Raw genomic sequence first — 19,810 nt, 5'->3', positions numbered from 1 at the left:
GTCATTTGAGCAGACGGGAGAGCCTGCGGTCGGCGAGCGGCTTGCCGCCGGTCTGGCAGGTGGGGCAGTACTGCAGCGAGGAGTCGGCGAACGACACCGAGCGGATGGTGTCCCCGCACACCGGGCAGGGCTCCCCGTCCCTCCCGTGCACCCGCAGCCCGCTCTTCTTCTCCGCCTTCAGGCCTCCCGCGGCGATGCCCCGGGCGCGTTCCACGGCCTCGCCCAGGGTGCCCCGGACGGCCTCGTACAGCCGGGTGGCCTGCTCCTCGTCGAAGGCGGAGGCCAGCTTGAAGGGCGAAACCCTCGCGGTGTGCAGGATCTCGTCGCTGTACGCGTTGCCGATGCCCGCGATCACGCTCTGGTCGCGCAGGACGCCCTTGATCTGCCGCCGCTCCCCGGCCAGCAGCGCGGCGAACGCGGCCCGGTCGAAGCCTTCCGACAGCGGGTCCGGGCCCAGGCGGGCGATGCCGGGCACCTCCTGCGGATCGCGGACGACGTGGACGGCGAGGCGCTTCTGGGTCCCGGCCTCGGTGAGGTCGAAGCCGGCGCCGCCCTCCAGGGCCACGCGCAGCGCGAGGGGCCCCTTGCCCGGGCGGGGCGGGCGGTCGGGCAGGGTGTCGTGCCAGCGCAGCCAGCCGGCCCGGGCCAGGTGGGTGACCAGGTGGAGGTCGCCGATCCGCAGCGCGAGGAACTTGCCGTACCGGGCGGTGGGGCCGGCCGGCTGCCCTTCGAGGGCGGTGAGCGGGGGGTCGTACGTCTTGAGCACGCTGACCGCGAGCGGGAGGACGCGGACGACGACCCGCCCGGCGAGGTGCTCGTCGAGGAATTCCCTGAGGGCCTCGACCTCCGGCAGCTCGGGCATGCCCCCAGCCTGACCAGACCGGCGGCGGTACGCGAGCGGACCGGGTCGACCCCTCGGGTCGGTCCCCTCGGATCAGTCCGTTCGGCTCAGTCCATCAGGAACTCGCACCACACGCACTTGCCGCTGCCCCGCGATTCCACGCCCCAGGCGTCGGCCAGCCGGTCCACCAGCATCAGTCCGCGGCCCGAGACCCCCGAGGCGCCTGCCTCCCGACGGCGCGGCAGCGCGCTGGAGCGGTCCTCCACCTCCACCCGGAGCCTGCGCTCGGGGCCGGTCAGGACACGCAGGGTCACGATGGCGGGCCCGTCGGTGTGCATCAGCGCGTTCACGATCAGCTCGTCGGCGACGAGCTCGATCTCGTCGGCCCGCTCCCCCGCGCCCCAGGCCCGTACCGCCGCCCCGATCATGTGGCGGGCGCCGACCAGGGCCTCGGGGTCCCCGGGGGCCACGTGCTGCTGGAGCCGGCCGCCGCCCTGCGCGGTCTCCTCCACCCGGCGGCGCAGCAGGAGCAGCGCCATGTCGTCGTCGCCGCCCCGCTCGTCGATGGCCTCGCACAGCCGGTCCGCGAGCTGCTGGAGGTCCGGGGGCCCGCTGCGGACCAGGTCGCCGAGCAGCCGCACGCCGTCGTCGAGGTCTGCTCCGGGGTGCTCGACCAGGCCGTCCGTGCACATCAGGAGCGTCTCCCCCGGGTCCAGCTCCACCGTGGTCACCGGGTACTCCAGCCGCCCGAACTCCGCCGAGAGGCCCAGCGGCATCCCGCCCTCGGCCGACAGCCGCCGGCAGTCCCCGTCCCGGGTGCGCAGCAGCGGGTCGATGTGCCCGGCCCGCACCACCTGGAGGACGCCGGTCGCGAGGTCGGCCTCGACGTAGGTGCAGGTCGCGAAGCGGTCGGTGTCCAGCTCGTGCAGGAACACCGAGGCGCGGGCCATGACCGTGCCCGGCGAGTGCCCCTCGGCGGCGTAGGCGCGCAGCACGATCCGCAGCTGGCCCATGACGGCGGCGGCATGGGTGTCGTGGCCCTGGACGTCGCCGATGACCGCGCCGACCCGGCCTCCGGGCAACGGGATGACGTCGTACCAGTCGCCGCCGATGTCCTGGCCCATCCGGGCGGACCGGTAGCGGACCGCGATCTCCCCGCCGTCGACGGCGGGGATCCGGCGCGGCAGCATGGCCTGCTGGAGCCCCTCCGCGAGATCGTGCTCCTGTTCGAGGAGCATGGCGCGCTGGAGGCTCTGCGCGATGCTGCTGCCGAGGGCGACGAGGAGGTTCCGCTCGTCCTGGGTGAAGCCGTCCTTGTCCTGGTAGAGGAGCCCGATCGCGCCGATCGGGCGGGCCTGGGCGATCAGCGGCAGGTAGGCGGCCGCCGAGATGTCCATGTACGAGATTTTCTGCCAGAGCCCCGGATAGTCCTCGGCGAACTCGTGCGCGGAGTCCAGGAAGCGCGGCTGGAGCGAGCGGACGACCTCGCTCATCGGGTAGTTCTCGTCGATGCGGGTGTAGCGGGTGCCGGGGACGAAGCTGCCCTCGGGGCCCTCGGCGACGAGGTGGATCCGCCCGGCCTCGACCAGGCCCATCACCATGCCCATCGAGCCGAGCCGCTCCAGGCCGTGCGCGTCGCCGATGACGTCGATGACGTCCCGCACGGTCCGGGCGTGGGCGAGGGCGGCGGTGGTGCTCTCGACGACGGAGGTCTGCCGGCGCCGCTCCTCGTCCAGGCCCAGGCGCTCCGCCGAGTGGGTCAGCTCCTCGGTGGCGTCCCGCACGATGCCGATGATCCGGTACGCCCGGCCGTCCCGGTCGCGCATGACGCGGCCCTGGGTGTGGGTCCAGCGCAGCCGCCCGTCCCGGCAGCGGATGCGGAAGTAGGCGCCGTAGCTGTCGTCGCCGCTCTTCAGGGTGCTGGAGACGAGGGCGTCGAGCCGGGTGGACTCGGCGTGCGGAACCCGCGGGGTGAGGGATTCGGGCCGGCCGTCGTACTCCTCGGGAAGGGTGTCGAAAACGTCGAGGGCCGCCTCGTCCATGTGCATGAGGCCGGCGACGAGGTCCCAGTCGAAACTGCCCATGCGGTTGAGCGAGAGCGACCGGTCCGGGTGTGCGGGCCAGTCGTCCGGCAGCGATACGGTGGTCGGCACCGGTCCACCATGACACACGGGCCGGTCAGGCGCTCTCCGGATCCGGGGCGGTGGCCGGCGGAAGCGCTTGGTCCGGGACGGGGAAGGAATCGTCCTCGTACGTGTTCCCCTGCGCGGGGTCCCCGTACACGTCGAACGGGTCGAACGGATCGAACGGGTCGGAGGGCTCGGCGGGGTCGGCCGGAGCCGCCGGGTCCGCCGGGTCCGCCGGGACCATCGGATCTGCCGGGACCGCGGGGTCCGCCGGGACCGCGGGATCCGCCGGCCACGGCAGCGAGAGGTCCGGGTCCTGCGGCAGCGCCGGATCGGCCGGCAGGTCGCCGGGGGGCAGCTGCGGGGGGACCGCCGGGGCGTCGCCGGGCTGGCTCGGCTGCGGGTCCGGCCGCGTCGGGCCGGCGGGCGCATCGGGCCGGCCCGGCGCGGACGGCAGGCCCGGGGTGCTGAGCGGGGCGGCCGGCCCGGTGGGCTGGGCGGGGGCCGGGGACGCGGAGCCGGCCGGGATGCCGCTGACCGGGTCGTGGGCGGGCTGCACCGAGGGGATGCGGTCCTGGGCGCCGTCGTCCCCGATCCGGCGTTCGATCCAGGTGTTGTCGGCCGTGCTGGCGATGACGAGGCTGCCGAGGAGATGGGGCGTCGGCTCGATGACGACGACCTGGTTGGGCTGGTAGCCGTTCCACTGCTCGCCCTTCGGCACCGGATTGCCCTTGGGGGCGCGCGGCGCGAGCAGCGGGTTGCCGCAGGCGCAGCGGACCCGCGGCATGCCGTTGCCGTCGACGAGGACGGCGGTCCCGGCCTGGAGGACGGACTGGTAGGCGTACGCGCCGCCGTCGCGGAAACCGTGGTTGGTGACCCGGGTATCGGCGCGGAGCACCACGGGGGTCAGGCCGCGCAGGAACTCGGGGAGCTTCGCCTCCTCGACGGCGGAGATGCCGGCGAACGCGCGGACCTTGGCCTCGTCGGTGGTCAGGGCGCGCAGCTGCTGCTCCACGTCGCAGCTGCCGAGGCGGCGGCTGCCGCCGTACAGGCCGGGGAGGGCCGCACTGACGGTGCGGACGCCGCGCCCGGTGGGGTTGGGCAGCGGGGGCTGGACGGGGGCGGACTCGCCGACCGCGCTGGAGGGGGTGAAGGGGTCGGGGCCCGCGGTGGCCACGGGCTGGAGGTGGAGGTTCTGGCTCTCGGGGCCGGGCGCGCTCGCGGGCTCCTCCTGCCCGCCGCAGGCCGCGGCCAGCAGGCCGAGCACGGTGAAGAGGGCGGCGCGGGCCGGTGTGTGACGACGCGGCGTCTGACGCGATGTCGGAACGTGCACGTGATTCTCCTGTTCGCCCCGGTTGCTCCCTCCTGTCTGCCGTATCCGCGCAGGGCTCGCAACCGGAGCGTCCGGCCGTCACGGGTCCAGGATCTTGAACATGTTCAGGAAACCCCGTAAAGTCACGACCGCGGATTGAACGCGTTCAAAGCGTCTGCCGCGGCAGGAGGGGAGTCCACGGTGACGGTACTGGTGAACGTGATCGTCACCCTGGGCATGCTCGGCATCGTCCCCGCCGGCCTGCTGCTGATCGACCCGGCCGGCCTGCGCAGGACGGCCCGCATCTGGCCCCTCGCGGCCGCCCCCGGGGCCCTGTGCCTCTGGCTGCCGCGCGGCGCCCCCGCCGTGGCGCTCGCCGCCCTGTACGCCCTGGCCGCGCTGGCCCTCGCCGCCCGGGTCCCGGCCCGGCTGCTGCGGGCCCGGGCCCTCGCGGGCACCCCGTACGGGGAGTCCCGCCCCCGCGGCGGGACCGCCGCCGAGGCCGCCGTGCTCACGGCGCTGGCCTCGCCCGCGGTGGCCGCCACCGCCCTGGTCGCCGAGCGCGCCGGGTACCGGCTGTTCGGCTTCGACCTGGACATCCTGGCCCTCACCGTGCCCCACTTCCACTACGCGGGGTTCACCGCCGCCCTGGTCGCCGGGCTGGTGTGCCGGGCTGCTGCGACCGGGCGCTTCGCAGGAGGGCCACGGCCGGCGCGCCAGGCGCTCCGGGCGCGCTGGGCGGCGTACAGCGTGCCCGGCGGGACCCTGCTGGTCCTCCTCGGCTACTTCGTGGACGACTGGGCGGAGCTGGCGGGCGCGGTGGTGCTGACCGCCGGAATGTGGCTGGTGGCGCTCGTGACCTGGCAGGAGATCCGGCCGGCCGGCCCGGACCGCTGCACCCGGGGGCTGCTGGCGGTTTCGGCGGCCGTCCTGGGGGCCACCATGGTGCTCGCCCTGTGGTGGGCAGTCGGCGAGGCCACCGGGGTCCCGCACCCCACACTGACCTGGATGGCCGCAACCCACGGCCTCGGCAACGCGCTCGGCTTCGCCCTGTGCTCGGTACTCGCCTGGCGCCGGCTCACCGCCGGCCCCCGACCGGAGGAGACCACCCCGTGACCCGGATCATCAGCGCCGGCAGGCCCGCGCTCAGCTACCCCGAGCGCGGCGCGACGGCCGGCGGCCGGCCGCTGCCCGCCGGCTACCACCACCTGCACCACCGCACCCGGATCGGCCGGGGCCGGGCCGTCTTCGAGGCCGCCGGGAGCGCCGTCACCACCTTCGGCGTCCACCGGGCCTCGGGCATGCGGGTCCGCTGCGGTGACGGCGCCGTCCGGCCCGGGAGCCGCGTGAGCGTCGGGATCGGCTGGGGGCCGCTCCGGATCGACGTCCCGTGCGAGGTGGTCTGGACGGTGTACGCGCCCGCGCGTACCGGCTTCGCGTACGGCACCCTGGCCGGCCACCCGGAGCGCGGCGAGGAGTCCTTCCTGGTGCTCCAGGACCCCGACGGCACGGTGTGGTTCGAGGTGACCGCCTTCAGCCGCCCGGCCCGCTGGTACACCTGGCTGGCGGGTCCGCTGGTCCCCTTCCTCCAGCGGTGCTACGCCCGCCGGCTGGGCCGGATCCTGCGCGGGCTGGCCGCGGCGGCCTGATCGGCCCGATGGCCGGATACTGGAATCGATGGACTGGTTCACGGCGCCCGGCTACTGGCTGGCCCGGCTGGTCTTCCAGCGGGCCCTGGCCGGCGTCTACCTCCTCGCCTTCCTCGGGGCCGCCCTTCAGTTCCGGGCCCTGATCGGGGCGCACGGCATGCTGCCCGTGCCGCGGTACGTGCGGTACGTGCCCTTCCGGCGCGCCCCGAGCCTGTTCCAACTGCACTACTCCGACCGCTTCTTCGCCGGCTGCGCCTGGGCGGGGGCGGCGATCGCCGCGGCGCTCGCGGCGGGCGTCGGGGACATGGTGCCGCTGGGCGCGGCGATGGCGATGTGGGCCGTGCTGTGGCTGCTGTACCTGTCGATCGTGAACGTGGGGCAGACCTGGTACGCCTTCGGATGGGAGTCGCTGCTGCTGGAGGTGGGGTTCCTCGCGGTCTTCCTCGGCAACGCCCGGATCGGGCCGCCGGTGCTGGTGCTGTGGCTGCTGCGGTGGGTGGTCTTCCGGGTGGAGTTCGGCGCGGGGCTGATCAAGATGCGGGGGGACGCCTGCTGGCGTGAGCTCACCTGCCTGTACTACCACCACGAGACACAGCCGATGCCGGGGCCGCTGAGCTGGTTCTTCCACCATCTGCCGAGGCCGCTGCACCGGGTGGAGTGCGCCGCGAACCACGTGACCCAATTGCTCGTGCCGGTGCTGCTGTTCACTCCGCAGCCGGTGGCCTCGTACGCGGCGGGAGCCGTCATCGCCACGCAGCTGTGGCTGGTGCTGTCGGGGAACTTCGCCTGGCTGAACTGGCTGACGATCACGCTGGCCGTGTCGGCGGTCGACTTCACCGGGCTGGCGGGGCCGCCGCCCGCCGCCGCCTCGGTCGGGGCGCCGCTGTGGTTCGTCGTGCCGGTCTGCGCGGTGACGGTGCTCGTGCTGTGGCTGAGCCGGCGTCCGGTGGCCAACTTGGTCTCGCGCCGCCAGGTGATGAACCGCTCTTTCGACGCCCTCCACCTGGTCAACACCTACGGGGCGTTCGGCTCGGTGGGCCGGATCCGCGACGAGGTGGTGGTCGAGGGCACGGCGGACCGGTTGCCTCGGGAGGACGGCGACTGGCGGGAGTACGAGTTCAAGGGGAAACCGGGCGACCTGCGACGGATCCCGCGCCAGTTCGCCCCGTACCACCTGCGCCTGGACTGGCTGATGTGGTTCGCGGCGCTCTCCCCCGGCTACGCGCACCCCTGGTTCGGGCAGCTCGTCGAGCGGCTGCTGGTGGGCGACCGGGACACGCTGCGGCTGATCCGCCGCAACCCGTTCCCGGACGCACCGCCGCGCTACGTCCGGGCGCGGGTGTACCGCTACCGGTTCACCACCTGGCGGGAGCTGCGCGAGACGGGGGCGTGGTGGCACCGCCGGCCGGTGCGGGAGTACCTGCCGCCGACCCGGCTCGCGGTGGACCGCGGCTCCGGCGGTGCCGGGAGCGGTTCAGAGGCCGAGTAGTGCGGCCTCCCGCGCGGGGTCGATGCCCTTGGCGGTGCGGTCCGGGCGGTGTGGGGGCGGCCCGTCGAGCGACTGGAGCCAGGCCCAGGTGTCGGCGACGGTCTCCTCGACCGGGCGGCACTTCAGGCCCGCCGCGAGCGCCTTGGAGACGTCGCCGCCGACCATGTAGTCGTACAGCTCGCCCGGCGGCAGCCAGATGGGCAGTTCGGTCCAGGGTTCGACGCCCGCTTCCGCGATGACCGCCGGGTCCGTCCAGCGCAGCTCGGCGCGTCCGCCGGTGACGGCCGCGCAGGCCTCCAGGAGGGTGCCCATGGTGGCGTGCCCGAGCGGGGAGACCGCGTTGTACGGGCTGCCGAGCCCGGCCCGGGCCGCGTCCAGGGTCCAGGCCGCGAGGTCGCGTACGTCGATGTACTGGATTGCCAGGTCGCGCGGGCCGGGGGCGAGGGTGGGGCCGCCGCGGGCGGTTCGGTTCAGCCACCACGGGAGCCGGCCGACGTTCTCGTACGGGCCCACGATCAGGCCGGCGCGCACCAGGAGGGCGCGGTCGCCGAAGGCGGCCGTGGCGGCGAGCTCGCCGCCGCGCTTGTCCTCGGCGTAGGCGGTGGCGTCCGCGTCGGGTGAGCCCTCGACCACGGGGCCGTCCTCGGCCATGCCGGCCGGGGCGGGGAAGGCGTACACGGAGCGGCTGGAGATGTACGTGTAGTGCCCGGCGCGGTCGGCGAGGAGGCGGGCGGTGTCGCGTACGGCGGTGGGGGCGCCGGACCAGGTGTCGACGACGAGGTCCCACTCCCCCGCCGCGGCGAGGTCGTCCAGTCCGCCGGGGGCGGTGCGGTCGCCGTGCACGGCCCGGACGCCCGGCGGCGGGGCGTGGCGGCCCCGGTGGAAGACGGTGACGTCCCAGCCCCGTCCCAGGGCCTCATCGGTGAGGGCGCGGCCGACGAACTCGGTCCCGCCCAGCATCAGCAGTTTCGTCATGGGGGACAGCGTGCCCGGGGCGGTCCGGCCGGCAAAGCGGTGATCGCCGTCAGCGATGACGCTCACGGCGTACACGGAACGGGAACTCCGCGGTGCCGGGCCCGCGGGGACCCGGGGCCCGGGTCCGGGGCCGGGGCCCGGGGCAGTGCCGCGCCCCCGCTGCCGGTCGGCCCGGGGGCGTGCGCGCCGGCCGGGAACGGCCGGCCGGTCAGTCGATGCCGGGGAGGATGTGGGACTCCGCCAGGTCCTCCTCGTAGCCGGCGAGCCGGATCGGGGCGGAACGCGCCCAGACTTCCAGGCTGCCGAGCCCGTCGGAGTGGGGGCGGACGCGCCAGCCCGTGCGCTCCGGCAGTTCGTCGGACTTCACCTTCGTGTCTGTCACCGCGCGCTCCTTTGTGTCGCTCGAACCGGCGGCCGAAGTGCGCCGGGCAATGGGGATAAAGGGTTTCCAGACGCGGTGGCGTCATGGCGGAGCCTGACCCGGTGGGGCCGTTCTGCTGCCCATCAGATTACACATTTGAGCGCGACTGCGCTCTATAGATTGGTCAAATCCACCCTGACGGCCCGAATTTCCGATGTGTTCAAGAGACAGCTCCCTGCTGTTGTCCGGACGTACACCGCAAAAACGGACACGCCCCGGCCCCTCGGAAGAGGGACCGGAGCGTGTCCGGAACGGTGCGGGTGCGGGTGCGGGCCTACCAGTTGGCCGGGGAGTAGTCCTTGAGGAAGACGCTGTGGAGGTCCTCGCCGGCCTCGCCGCGGACGATCGGGTCGTAGACCCGGGCCGCGCCGTCGACCAGGTCGAGCGGGGCGTGGAAGCCCTCCTCGGCCAGGCGCAGCTTGTCGAAGTGCGGGCGCTCGTCGGTGATCCAGCCGGTGTCGACCGAGGTCATGAGGATGCGGTCGGCCTCGAACATCTCCTGGCCGCTGGTCCGCGTCACCATGTTCATCGCGGCCTTGGCGGCATTGGTGTTCGGGTGCCCCGCGCCCTTGTAGCCGCGGCTGAACACGCCTTCCATCGCCGAGACGTTGACGACGTACGCACGCCCGCTGGACGCCCTGCGGGCGGCCTCGGCCATCACCGGCCGGAGCTTGCTGATCAGGATGAACGGCGACGTGTAGTTGCACAGCTGGGTCTCGAGCAGCTCCACCGGGGAAATCTGGTCGATGGTCTGCACCCAGGTGTTGCTCTCGACGACGTCCGGCAGCAGGCCGCCCGCGTCGATGGCGGTGCCGTCGAGGTGCCGGGCGATGCTGGCGTTGCCCGCGACCAGGGCGAGGTCGGCGACCTTCTGCGCCTCCAGCCCGCTCACGCCGACGGGCAGCGCCGCCAGGCCGTCGACCGCACCGGAGTTGAAGGCGCCGATGACGTGGTGGGCGGGGAGCTCGCCGGCCGGCAGCGGGGCGCTCTCCCCCTCGACCAGCGCGGCGTACGCAGTGGGCAGGCGGCGCACGGTCTGCGTCGCGTTGTTGATGAGGATGTCCAGCGGACCCGCGTCGGCCACCTGGTCGGCGAGCGCCACGGCCTGGGCCGGGTCGCGCAGGTCGATGCCGACGACCTCCAGGCGGTGCATCCAGTCCGCCGAGTCGTCCATCGCCTTGAAGCGGCGGATGGCGTCCTTGGGGAAGCGGGTGGTGATCGTGGTGTGGGCGCCGTCGCGCAGCAGCCGCAGCGCGATGTACATGCCGATCTTGGCCCGGCCGCCGGTGAGCAGCGCGCGCTTGCCGGCGAGGTCGGCGCGGGCCTCGCGCCTGGCGCGGTTCTCGACGGCGCACTCCGGGCAGAGCTGGTGGTAGAAGTAGTCGACCTCGACGTACCGCGTCTTGCAGACGTAGCAGGAGCGCGGGCGCTGGAGTATCCCGGCGATCCGGCCGGTCTCCGTGATCGAGGAGGGCAGGATGCCCTCGGTCTCGTCGTCGATGCGCTGCGCGGAGCCGGTGGCGGTGGCCTCGGTGACGGCCTTGTCGTTGGCGGTCTTGGCGGCGCGGCGCTCCTGGCGGCGGCGCTGCTTGACCGTGCGGTAGACGCCGGCGGTGGCGCGGCGTACGGCGATGGCGTCGGGGTGGTCGATCTCGAGCTGGTCGAGCTCTTCCAGCACGCTGAGGCAGACGGCCATGCGCTCGGGGTCGATGCCCGGCCCGTATTCCTGTTCCTGGTTCTCTTCGGTCTCGGTCACCGTCATGGCCGCTGCCGTTCCTTGATCACTCGTCCGCGTCCGCCTGCTGCGGAAGTCCCCAAAACGGCAACTGTACGGATCCGACGCGCCCGGAAACAAACCCGTCGGCCGCTCTCACGCACCGCGAGCGGACCGTCACGGAGGGCGGCGCGCCGACCGTACTCCGGGGGGAGTGCGCGGGCGGCCGCGTACTGCTTCAGGAGTACGCCCGGGGCGGATTCGATGCCCACCTCCAGAGGGAGGAAATGGCCGGTCGGGTGGGGCATTGTGGAAATCATGAGTGCCCTGGTGCTGTCGGTTCTGCTCTGTCTGGTGTCGGCCGTCGCGTACGCGGGTGGCGCGATCGTCCAGGAGCGGGTGGCGGAGAGCACCCCGGACCGGCCGTACGCCCCGCTGCGCCGGCCCGCGTGGTGGGCTGCGGTCGCGCTGAACGGCCTCGGCGCGCTGCTGCACGTGGTGGCCCTCGCGTACGGGCCGCTCAGCCTGGTGCAGCCGCTCGGCGCGCTCACCATCGTCGTCGCGCTGCCGATGGCCGCCGTCTTCGTGCACCGCCGGGCCGGCGCGGCCGCCTGGCGCGGCGCGGTCCTGGCGACGGTGGGCCTGGCCGGGCTGCTCGCCCTGGCGGGCGAGGGTGGGGGCAGGCTGCCGGCGGGCTGGGAGCGGAGCCTGCTGCTGGCGCTGACCGGCGCCTCGGTGGCCGCGCTGGTCCTGGCGGCGCACCGGATGCGCAGGGCGGTGCTGCGCAGCGTGCTGCTGGCCGCGGCGGCCGGCACGTCCTTCGGCATGGCCTCGGTGTTCACCAAGTCGGTGGCCGAGGGGGTCACCGCGGGGGCGCCGGCCGCGGCGGGGCTCGCGGGGCCGGTGTGGCCGGACCTGGCGGCGATCGCGGTGCTGGCGTCCGGCGGACTGCTGCTGTCCCAGGCGGCCTACCGGGGTGCGGGGCTGACCGCGCCGCTGGCCACGGTGACCGTGGTCAATCCGGTGGTCGCGGCGGCGGTCGGCATCACGCTGTTCGGCGAGGGCTTCCGGTACGGGACGGCGGGCGGGGCGGTGGCCCTGGCGAGCGCCGCGCTGGCGGCGGCCGGCCTGGTGGTGCTCACGGCCGTGCCGCCGCAGGTGCGGGGGTCAGATGCCCGCTCCGTGGGAGCGGAGGTACTTGAGCGGGTCGATGTCGGAGCCGTAGCCGGCCGTCGTGCGGATCTCGAAGTGCAGGTGCGGCCCGGAGGAGTTCCCCGTGGATCCGGAGCGGCCGATCCGCTGGCCGCCCGAGACCTGCTGCCCGTCCTTGACTGCGAGCGCCGACAGGTGGGCGTACTGGGAGTACCGGCCGTCGGCGTGCCGGATGACGACCTGGTAGCCGTATGCACCGGCCCAGCCGGCGGAGACGACCTGTCCGGGGCCGACCGCCTTGACGGTGGTGCCGGTGGCGACCGGGAAGTCGACGCCCGTGTGGTAGCCGCTGGACCACGCGGAGCCGGCCTTGCGGTAGGCGGTGCCGACGGCGGCGTCGACGGGGGCGACGAAGCCGCTCGCGGCCGGCTGCTGCTGCGGCGCTGAGGCGGGTTTCTCCGCGGGCTTGGCCGCCGGCCGGGCCGCCTGCCCGCCGGCGGGCTTCGGGGCCTGCCGCTCGGCGCGCTTCTCGGCCGGCTTCTCGGCGGACTTCTCCGCGGGCCTCTCGGCCGGCCGCTCCCCGGTCTTCTGCTCCGCGGGCGCCACGGGCGGGACCGGCTCCGCGGTGCGCGGCGGCTTCTCCGGGTTCTGGGCGGGCGGGGCGGCGGTGATGCGCAGGGTGAGCCGCTGCCCGGGGAAGATCAGGTTCGGGTTGCTGCCGATGGTGGCCCGGTTGGTCTCGTACAGCGCCTGCCAGCCGCCCTCGACGTGCCGGTGCGTGGCGATCGACGAGAGCGAGTCGCCGGGCGCGACGACGTACGGGTTCGGCAGGACCGATGTGCCGGTCGGGCGCGGCTCGGTGGCCGGCCGGTCGGCCGCCGGGGCCTGCGGCGCCTGGACGGTGACGACCTTGTTCTGGGCCACCAGGTCGGGTGCGGGGCCGCCGCGGCCGAGCCCGGCCTGCTTGCCGCACGTCGGCCAGGCCTGCGGGCCCTGGCTCCCCAGGACCTTCTCCGCGACCGCGATCTGCTGCTCCTTGGTGGCCTGGTCGGCGCGGGGGGCGTACACCGTGCCGCCGAACGCCCGCCAGGTGCTCTGGCTGAACTGGAGCCCGCCGTAATGGCCGTTGCCGGTGTTGGTGTGCCAGTCGTTGGTGGACTCGCAGTCCGCGACCTTGTTCCAGGTGTCCACCGAAGCGGCGTGCGCGGTCCCGGCTCCGGCTCCGGCTCCGATGAGAGGGAGCGCGATGCCGGCTCCGCCGGCGGTGACGGCGAGCGACGCGCGGTTGATGCTGCTCGGCTGGTACCGGCGGTGCCGGCCCCGTACCCCCATGGAAGCCCCCATCCAAGACATCAGGAACCCCACAACTTAACGTCGCGCCCAAGCCCTGACAAGGGGCGCAACAGGGCGCATGCATCGGCGAGTTGACATTGTTTTACGAGCCGGAAGATCCGCCGGGCTCCGCGCCGATGTAGCGTCGAAGGCCCCGCACGTCGAAGCACTCAGGAGCGCACGCATGAGCAGCACGGCCCAGATCGGTGTCACCGGGCTTGCGGTGATGGGCAGCAACCTCGCCCGGAACTTCGCCCGCAACGGGTTCACCGTTGCCGTCCACAACCGCACGTCCGCCAAGACCGAGGCACTGGTCGAGGAGTTCGGGCACGAGGGGTCCTTCGTCGCCGCCGGGTCCGCGAAGGAGTTCGTGGATGCGCTGGAGCGGCCGCGCCGCCTGATCATCATGGTGAAGGCCGGGGAGCCCACCGATGCCGTGATCCGCGAGTTCGCCCCGCTGCTGGAGCCGGGCGACGTCATCATCGACGGCGGCAACGCGCACTTCGAGGACACCCGCCGCCGCGAGCGCGAACTGCGGGAGCAGGGCATCCACTTCGCGGGCGTGGGCATCTCGGGCGGCGAGGAGGGCGCGCTGCTCGGGCCGAGCATCATGCCCGGCGGCTCCGAGGAGTCGTACGCCTCACTGGGCCCGCTGCTGGAGAGGATCGCCGCGAAGGCCGCCGACGGCACGCCGTGCACCTCGCACGTGGGACCGGACGGCGCCGGGCACTTCGTGAAGATGGTGCACAACGGTATCGAGTACGCCGACATGCAGCTCATCGCCGAGGCGTACCACCTGCTGCGCGAGGTCGCCGGCTACTCCCCCGCCCGGATCGCGGAGACCTTCCGGACCTGGAACCGGGGCCGGCTCGACTCGTACCTGATCGAGATCACGGCGGAGGTGCTCGCGCACACGGACGCCGGGACCGGGCGCCCGTACGTCGACGTCGTGGCGGACGCGGCGGAGCAGAAGGGCACCGGCCGCTGGACCGTCCAGACCGCTCTGGACCTGGGGGTGCCGGTGTCGGGGATCGCCGAGGCCGTGTTCGCCCGCGCGGTCTCGGGCCACGCGGAGCTGCGTACGGCCGCCCGCGGGCTCGCGGGCCCGTCGGCGCATCCGCTGCCGGGCGGGGAGGCGGACGCGTTCGCCGCCCGGGTGGAGCAGGCACTGTACGCCTCGAAGATCGTCTCCTACACGCAGGGCTTCCACCAGATCCAGGCGGGCAGCCAGGAGTACGGCTGGGACATCGACCTGGGCGCGGTGGCCTCGCTGTGGCGGGGCGGCTGCATCATCCGTGCCGCGTTCCTGGACCGCATCCGGGCGGCGTACGACGCGCAGCCGGGCCTGCCGAGCCTGCTGGCGGACGCGGGCTTCGCGGAGGAGATCGGCGCGGCCCAGGAGGACTGGCGGGCCGTGGTGACGGCGGCGGTGGGCCACGGCATCCCGGTGCCGGCGTTCGCGGCCTCGCTGGCCTACTACGACGCGCTGCGCGCGGAGCGGCTTCCCGCGGCGCTCACCCAGGGCCAGCGGGACTTCTTCGGGGCACACACGTACCGGCGCACGGACCGGGAGGGGTCGTTCCACACCCTCTGGAGCGGCGACCGCTCGGAGGTCCGCACGGCCTGACCCGGCCGCGGAGCAGCGCTGCCGGCGGCGGCCGGACCGTCGCCGGCGGGGTCAGCCCGCCGCCGTGGGCGGCGGCGTCAGCTCAGCGGGCCGGGCTGCGGGACGGGTGCGGGCCCGGGCGGTGCGGGCACCGGATCCGGTTCGGGGAAGGGACCGGGCACCGGTGGAACCGGTCGCGGGATGGGCTCGGGGTCCGGGAACGGGTTCGGGCCGGGGGTGGGCGGCGGCTCGGGCACGGGCGGCTGCGTGCCCTCGGCATGTACATCTTGCACCATATGCCCCACCTTCCCCAGATCCGGGCGGGTACGCCTCCCGGACCGGATCCGGGCGGGGTCACGTGCAGCGGTCGGCGGCGAGGGCGGCGGCGAGCCCCGGGGCCGGGCTGGAGAGCACCGGCACGGGTGTGGCGGTGAGGGCTGCGGCGCCGGCCATGGAGGCCTGGGCCAGCACGATGACGTCCGCGTCCGCCACGGCGTCGGCGGCCTCGGCGACGAGGGCCAGGTACCCGGCGGTGTCCCCCGCCTCGAAGCGGTCCCAGGCCCCGGCGACGACATGCGTCGCGATCACCGCCGACCGGCCGCCACCCTCCTCGGCGAGCAGGGCCCCGGTCGGCCCGAGGGTCGATTCCAGGGCCGCCAGCACGGTGATCCGCGGGCCGGTGCGGACGGCGGCCGCGGCCATCGGCCGGTCCACCCTCAGCACCGGCACCCCCAGCTCCCCGGCCAGGGACTCCGCGACCGCGCCGATCGTCGAGCAGGTCACGAGCACCGGGCCGGCGGAGTCCGCCAGCAGCTCCCGCAGTTCCGGAGCCACCGACTCCGGGCCCTGCGCGCGGGCCCGGTCCAGCAGCTCCGGCACCACGAGGTGGCGCAGCACGGCCCCGGGGTGGTCCCGGTCCCGCAGCGCGTCGAAGACGGGAACGTGGACCGGCGAGGTGTGCAGCAGGGTCAGGCCGGTCACCACAGGTCGGGGCCGGCGTCCAGCTGCGCCCGGGCCGCGGCGACGGCCCCGGCGGGGGCGGCGGGCGCCTGGTCGGGATGCCGGGCAGCCCAGCTCGCGGCGTAGGGGCAGAGCGGGACCACGGGGACCCCTTCGGCGGCGGCGATCCCGTAGAAGGCCTGGACCAGGTCCCCGGCGATCCCGCGCCCCTCGTGGCCGGGCTCGACGATGGTGTGCACGGCCACGAGCGCGCCGGGCTCCCGGTCGAGCACGAAGTACGCGATGAGGCCGACGGCCTCCCCGCCCTCAAGGGCGAGCAGCCTTCCGGCCTCCCGCTCGTCCTTGAACTCGATCGACCCGGCCTGCGTCATGGCCCCGACTCCTCTCAGACAGCCACTGCGTGGGGGCTGCGCTCCTGGTCCGTGCCCGGCACCGGCGCGGACGGGTCCGCGCCCAGCTCCACGATGCGGTTCTGCGCGTCCACGTGCACGACGCGCGGGGTGAAGGTCCTGGCCTCGGCGTCCTCGACCTGCGCGTAGCTGATGAGGATGACCAGGTCGCCCGGGTGCACCAGGTGCGCGGCGGCACCGTTGATCCCGATGACCCCGGACCCCCGCTCGCCCTCGATGACGTACGTCTCCAGCCTCGCCCCGTTGGTGATGTCCACGATGTGGACGAGCTCCCCGGGCAGCAGATCGGCGGCATCGAGCAGATCGGCGTCGATGGTCACGGAACCGACGTAGTGCAGATCGGCCTGCGTGACGGTGGCCCGATGGATCTTGGACTTGAACATGGTGCGCATCATGGAGGTACTCCTGGAGCTAGGCTCCCTGCCTGCGTTTTTGCAGGTCAAGGGCGGTTTCCATACCTTACAACGAGTCGCGTGTCCGGGCAGTATTCCCCAGGATTTTCAGGACTCGTGCTGACCGATTGCCGACTTCTCTGACGCAGCGCCAGGAGGGTCGCGCAAGGTTCAGCCACTCCCCCGCACCTCCGTTCCGCTGTGCCGACGCCAGCCTACGCAACCCGGCCCAGGGGGCCGGGACGGCGTCACGGCGTGACCAGGGCCAGCGCGGCGCGGTTGCCGGCGGGTGCCGCGAGGTCGTGGAGCTGCCATTCCGCGAGGCGTGGCGGGGGGCCGGCGCCCACGTAGTCCAGGTCCAGGGCGCGGGCCAGCCCGAGCCCCAGGCCCTTGAAGTACGCCTCTTTGCGGACCCAGATCCGGGCCACGGCGACGGGGCGGGAGCCGGCCGGAAGGGTGGCCAGCTCGCGCCGCTCCCGGGGGTGCAGCTCGGAGGCGAGGCGCTCGGCGGTGTCCGGGTCGGGGACCCGCTCGATGTCGACGCCGACCGGGCGGGCGGCGAGGGCGATCAGCGCCAGGCCGCCGGTATGGGACAGGGAGAAGTGGATGGCGCTGCCGCCGACGGCGGGGCGGCCGTGCGGGCCCCCGCATTCCGGGCAGGGCCGGCGCACCAGCCTGATCGCCCCGGGTGCCCGGCCGAGCGCGGCACCGAGCAGGATGCGCAGGGCGACGTGTGCGGTCATGTAGTCCAGGCCCTCCTGTTCGCTGCGGAAGGCGGCGGCCGTCCGCTGTTCGGTGGCGTCCAGGGTGCGCGGCGCGAGGAGTTCGGCGATCGGCTGGGCATCGGCCGCGACCAGCCAGCACGAGGGCAGCGGTGGCGTCCGGGGCGGGTGGCGAAGATCGAGCACGACGGGTTCGTCCATGGGACAGAGAATGCCGCCGTGACGGGACGGGCAGGGTGGCCCCGGTCGGCCTCAGCATTCCGGAATAAATCCACCGTCGGCTTTCGCCCTATGCTCACGAAGGCCGAAGGGAGGGCACGTGGGGCTGACGACGCTGGCAGACCTGGCCACACCCATGGCAGTGCGGGTGGCGGCCACGCTCAGGGTGGCGGATCACATCGTGGCCGGGCGGCGGACCGCGGCGGAGCTGGCGGCGGCCGCCGGGGCCCACCCGGACGCCCTGGACCGCCTGTTGCGGCATCTGGTGAGCGTCGGACTGTTCACCCGGGACACCGGCTCCGGCCGGTACGGCCTGACCGAGCTCGGGCAGCAGCTGCGCGACGACCATCCGTCCGGGAAACGGCGGTGGCTCGACCTGAACGGGGCGATCGGCCGGGGGGACCTGAGCTTCGTGGAGCTGCTGCACTCGGTGCGCACAGGCGAACCGGCCTATCCGGTACGGCACGGCGCCGCGTTGTGGGAAGACCTGGCCGCCGACCCGGAACGGTCCGCTTCCTTCGACGCCCTGATGAGCCATCACATCACCCTGGAGCACGCGCAGCTCCCACAGGCGTACGACTGGGCCGCGCTGGGGCATGTGGTGGATGTCGGGGGCGGCAGCGGCGGGTTGCTCGCGACCCTGCTGGCCGCGCATCCGGAGCTGCGGGGCACGGTCGTCGACCTGCCCGGGCCCGCGGCTGCCGCGCGGCGGCTGTTCGCGGACCGGGGCCTGTCCGGCCGGGCAGATGTGGCACCGGGCAGCTTCTTCGAGCCGCTGCCCGCCGGAGCGGGCGGATATGTGCTGTCCGCGGTCCTCCATGACTGGAGCGACGACCCGGCGGCGGCCCTGCTGTGCCGGTGCGCCGAGGCTGCCGGTGACAAGGGCGCCGTACTTGTCATCGAGGCGATCGGCCGGGACGGCGAGTCGCCGAACACCGCCATGGATCTGCGCATGCTCGCCTACAACGGCGGCAAGGAGCGCGGCCTGGCCGAGATCCGCGTACTGGGCGAGCGGGCCGGGCTCGCGGTACGTGGCGTACACCCGGCCGGATACCTCTCGATCATCGAACTGGCAGTGCCGGACTGAGGTGGAGGACAGCATGACGGACATGAACAGGGACAAGGACCGGGCGGCCATCGCGGAGGTCCCGGAGCGGATGATGGCGGCCTGGGCCGCGCAGGACGCGGCGGCCGTCGCCGCCCTGTTCACCGAGGACGCCACGATGATCCTCCCCGGGGACATCTACAAGAAGGGCCGCGCCGAGGTCGAGGGGTTCATGGCCTTCGGATACGCGGGGCCGTTCAAGGGCACCAAGGTGTTCGGGGCGCCGAAGGACCTCCGCTTCGTGGGTGCCGACACGGCGGTGCTGATCACTCAGGGCGGGGTGCTCGCGCCCGGCGAGACGACCGTCGCCCCGGAACGCGAGATCCGCGCGACCTGGGTGCTGGCCAGGCAGGGCGGCCAGTGGTTCATCGCGGCCTACCAGAACAGCCCGGTCAACCTGCCGTCCTGACCGGGCCCACGACCGGCAGGGGCGCCCACTGACTCCCCCGCGGGGGCGTCCCTGTCCGCGGAACGTTGAGGGGCCGAGCCCGGCGGGCTCGGCCCCTCAACGCTGTCCGCGGCTCTCGCCTCGGCGGTGTCCGGCAGCTCAGGCGGGGAGGCCGGCGAACTGGCCGGGCACCCGGCCCTCGCCCGCCGGGCCGCGGTACGCCTGGGCGATGTCCAGCCAGTGCTCGGCGGCCGGGCCGGCGGCGGTCACCGCCAAGTCGGCGCGGTGCCGGCGGCGGGTGACCAGCAGACAGAAGTCGTAGGCCGGGCCGGAGACCCGCTCGGCGGCGTCGGCCGGGCCGTACTCCCACAGCTCGCCCGACGGCCCGGTGATCTCGAACCGGAACGGCTCGGCGGGCGGCGTCAGGCCGCGCGCCTGGTAGCCGAAGTCCCGGGTGAGCACGGCGAATCCGACGAGGTGGCGCAGCCACTCGGCGGGCTCCCGGCGGATGTGGAGGGCGTCGGCGATGTCCTGCCCGTGCGCGAAGGTCTCCATGATCCCGGCGCAGGCGAGCACGACCGGCGGCAGCGGGTTGACCAGCCAGGGCACGACCTGGCCCGGCGGGACGACCGCGAGCGCGTCGATGCAGGCGGTGCGTTCCGCCCGCCAGCGCGTCAGCAGCGCGGCGGGGTCGTGGCGCGGGTAGGCGTGCAGGGCGGCGTTCACGGCGCCGTTGAAGTCGCCTTTGGCCTGCTCGGTCATGGCGGCGAAGGCCGCCGGGTCCGAGGCCGCCGTGCCGGCGAGGCGGAAGATGAAGGACATGTGGGCGACCTGGTCGGCGACCGTCCAGCCGGTCGCCGGGGTCGGCAGCGCCCACTGCTCTTCGGTGAGGTCGGCCACCATCCGTTCGGTGTCGTCGGCCGCGGTGGTCAGGTCCTTGAGCACGTTCTGCAGATCGGACATGCGTATCTCGCTCTCTGCTGTGGGTGGGGGCGGC

General features: G+C 74.1%; 18 protein-coding genes and 1 pseudogene. 7 read left to right on the top strand and 12 right to left on the bottom strand.

The window, feature by feature from the left end; genetic code table 11:
• Window position 1: 1 nt before the first annotated feature.
• The 3 genes from AC068A_RS00820 to AC068A_RS00810 form a co-directional block, all read right to left on the bottom strand.
• Window positions 2-862: an Fpg/Nei family DNA glycosylase gene (locus tag AC068A_RS00820; protein WP_478578789.1), complete on the bottom strand. Its 861-nt coding sequence runs from the start codon at window positions 860-862 to the stop codon at window positions 2-4.
• Window positions 863-948: 86 nt separating this feature from the next.
• Window positions 949-3,012 carry a SpoIIE family protein phosphatase gene (locus AC068A_RS00815; RefSeq protein ID WP_478578786.1) on the bottom strand — a complete coding sequence of 688 codons (2,064 nt, stop codon included), beginning with the start codon at window positions 3,010-3,012 and terminating at the stop codon, window positions 949-951.
• Between the two features lie 7 nt (window positions 3,013-3,019).
• Window positions 3,020-4,300 carry a DUF6777 domain-containing protein gene (locus tag AC068A_RS00810; protein ID WP_478578783.1) on the bottom strand — a complete coding sequence of 427 codons (1,281 nt, stop codon included), beginning with the start codon at window positions 4,298-4,300 and terminating at the stop codon, window positions 3,020-3,022.
• Window positions 4,301-4,480: 180 nt separating this feature from the next.
• Between AC068A_RS00810 and AC068A_RS00805 the strand changes: the two genes are divergently transcribed.
• The 3 genes from AC068A_RS00805 to AC068A_RS00795 are packed head-to-tail and all read left to right on the top strand — an operon-like array spanning window position 4,481 to window position 7,417.
• Window positions 4,481-5,395 (top strand): YndJ family protein, encoded by a 915-nt coding sequence (locus tag AC068A_RS00805; protein WP_478578780.1) that lies wholly within the window; start codon window positions 4,481-4,483, stop codon window positions 5,393-5,395.
• Window positions 5,392-5,928: a DUF1990 family protein gene (locus AC068A_RS00800; protein ID WP_478578778.1), complete on the top strand. Its 537-nt coding sequence runs from the start codon at window positions 5,392-5,394 to the stop codon at window positions 5,926-5,928. The genes AC068A_RS00805 and AC068A_RS00800 overlap by 4 nt, the downstream gene beginning before the upstream one ends.
• A gap of 28 nt (window positions 5,929-5,956) precedes the next feature.
• Entirely contained in the window at window positions 5,957-7,417 is a 1,461-nt protein-coding gene (locus AC068A_RS00795) for a lipase maturation factor family protein (RefSeq protein ID WP_478578775.1), read from the top strand.
• On the opposite strand, the gene AC068A_RS00790 is transcribed toward AC068A_RS00795, so the two are convergent.
• From AC068A_RS00790 to AC068A_RS00780, 3 genes are all read right to left on the bottom strand, one after another.
• Window positions 7,403-8,392: an NAD-dependent epimerase/dehydratase family protein gene (locus AC068A_RS00790; RefSeq protein WP_478578772.1), complete on the bottom strand. Its 990-nt coding sequence runs from the start codon at window positions 8,390-8,392 to the stop codon at window positions 7,403-7,405. The two genes, AC068A_RS00795 and AC068A_RS00790, sit on opposite strands and share 15 nt — an antisense overlap.
• Window positions 8,393-8,600: 208 nt before the next feature.
• Window positions 8,601-8,774, bottom strand: coding sequence for a hypothetical protein (locus tag AC068A_RS00785; RefSeq protein ID WP_478578769.1), 174 nt, complete (start codon window positions 8,772-8,774; stop codon window positions 8,601-8,603).
• A gap of 313 nt (window positions 8,775-9,087) precedes the next feature.
• On the bottom strand, window positions 9,088-10,575 hold the full coding sequence (locus AC068A_RS00780; protein WP_478578766.1) for an SDR family NAD(P)-dependent oxidoreductase: 1,488 nt from the start codon (window positions 10,573-10,575) through the stop codon (window positions 9,088-9,090).
• A gap of 270 nt (window positions 10,576-10,845) precedes the next feature.
• Here AC068A_RS00780 and AC068A_RS00775 point away from each other — a divergent pair.
• A pseudogene (locus AC068A_RS00775) lies at window positions 10,846-11,814 on the top strand (DMT family transporter); the annotation flags it as partial.
• On the opposite strand, the gene AC068A_RS00770 reads toward AC068A_RS00775, so the two are convergent.
• Window positions 11,695-13,011: a transglycosylase family protein gene (locus AC068A_RS00770; protein ID WP_478578765.1), complete on the bottom strand. Its 1,317-nt coding sequence runs from the start codon at window positions 13,009-13,011 to the stop codon at window positions 11,695-11,697. The pseudogene AC068A_RS00775 and the gene AC068A_RS00770 sit on opposite strands and share 120 nt — an antisense overlap.
• A 184-nt stretch (window positions 13,012-13,195) precedes the next feature.
• Here AC068A_RS00770 and gndA point away from each other — a divergent pair, with 184 nt between their 5' ends.
• Entirely contained in the window at window positions 13,196-14,638 is a 1,443-nt protein-coding gene (gene gndA, locus AC068A_RS00765) for an NADP-dependent phosphogluconate dehydrogenase (RefSeq protein WP_478578762.1), read from the top strand.
• 333 nt (window positions 14,639-14,971) lie between these two features.
• On the opposite strand, the gene AC068A_RS00760 is transcribed toward gndA, so the two are convergent.
• The 4 genes from AC068A_RS00760 to AC068A_RS00745 form a co-directional block, all read right to left on the bottom strand.
• On the bottom strand, window positions 14,972-15,601 hold the full coding sequence (locus tag AC068A_RS00760; protein WP_478578760.1) for an aspartate/glutamate racemase family protein: 630 nt from the start codon (window positions 15,599-15,601) through the stop codon (window positions 14,972-14,974).
• Complete coding sequence (locus AC068A_RS00755; protein WP_478578758.1) at window positions 15,595-15,948, bottom strand: GNAT family N-acetyltransferase; 354 nt, start codon at window positions 15,946-15,948, stop codon at window positions 15,595-15,597. The genes AC068A_RS00760 and AC068A_RS00755 overlap by 7 nt, the downstream gene beginning before the upstream one ends.
• 14 nt (window positions 15,949-15,962) lie before the next feature.
• A complete protein-coding gene (panD, locus tag AC068A_RS00750; RefSeq protein WP_478578755.1) occupies window positions 15,963-16,382 on the bottom strand; it encodes an aspartate 1-decarboxylase in 420 nt (139 codons plus the stop codon).
• 245 nt (window positions 16,383-16,627) lie between these two features.
• Window positions 16,628-17,302 carry a 4'-phosphopantetheinyl transferase family protein gene (locus tag AC068A_RS00745; RefSeq protein ID WP_478578752.1) on the bottom strand — a complete coding sequence of 225 codons (675 nt, stop codon included), beginning with the start codon at window positions 17,300-17,302 and terminating at the stop codon, window positions 16,628-16,630.
• Window positions 17,303-17,420: 118 nt separating this feature from the next.
• Between AC068A_RS00745 and AC068A_RS00740 the strand changes: the two genes are divergently transcribed.
• Both AC068A_RS00740 and AC068A_RS00735 read left to right on the top strand, forming a co-directional pair.
• On the top strand, window positions 17,421-18,407 hold the full coding sequence (locus tag AC068A_RS00740) for a methyltransferase (protein WP_478578749.1): 987 nt from the start codon (window positions 17,421-17,423) through the stop codon (window positions 18,405-18,407).
• 13 nt (window positions 18,408-18,420) lie between these two features.
• The gene (locus tag AC068A_RS00735) at window positions 18,421-18,834 is read left to right on the top strand and encodes an SgcJ/EcaC family oxidoreductase (protein ID WP_478578746.1); all 414 of its coding nucleotides are present in this window, start codon (window positions 18,421-18,423) and stop codon (window positions 18,832-18,834) included.
• Between the two features lie 138 nt (window positions 18,835-18,972).
• Here AC068A_RS00735 and AC068A_RS00730 read toward each other — a convergent pair whose 3' ends face one another.
• A complete protein-coding gene (locus AC068A_RS00730) occupies window positions 18,973-19,776 on the bottom strand; it encodes a TIGR03084 family metal-binding protein (RefSeq protein WP_478578743.1) in 804 nt (267 codons plus the stop codon).
• Window positions 19,777-19,810: the final 34 nt, after the last annotated feature.

This window comes from Streptomyces sp. NPDC043854, from assembly GCF_056436005.1.
The sequence above is the reverse complement of the archived record's forward strand: the minus strand, read 5'-3'. Positions and strand labels throughout refer to the sequence as shown.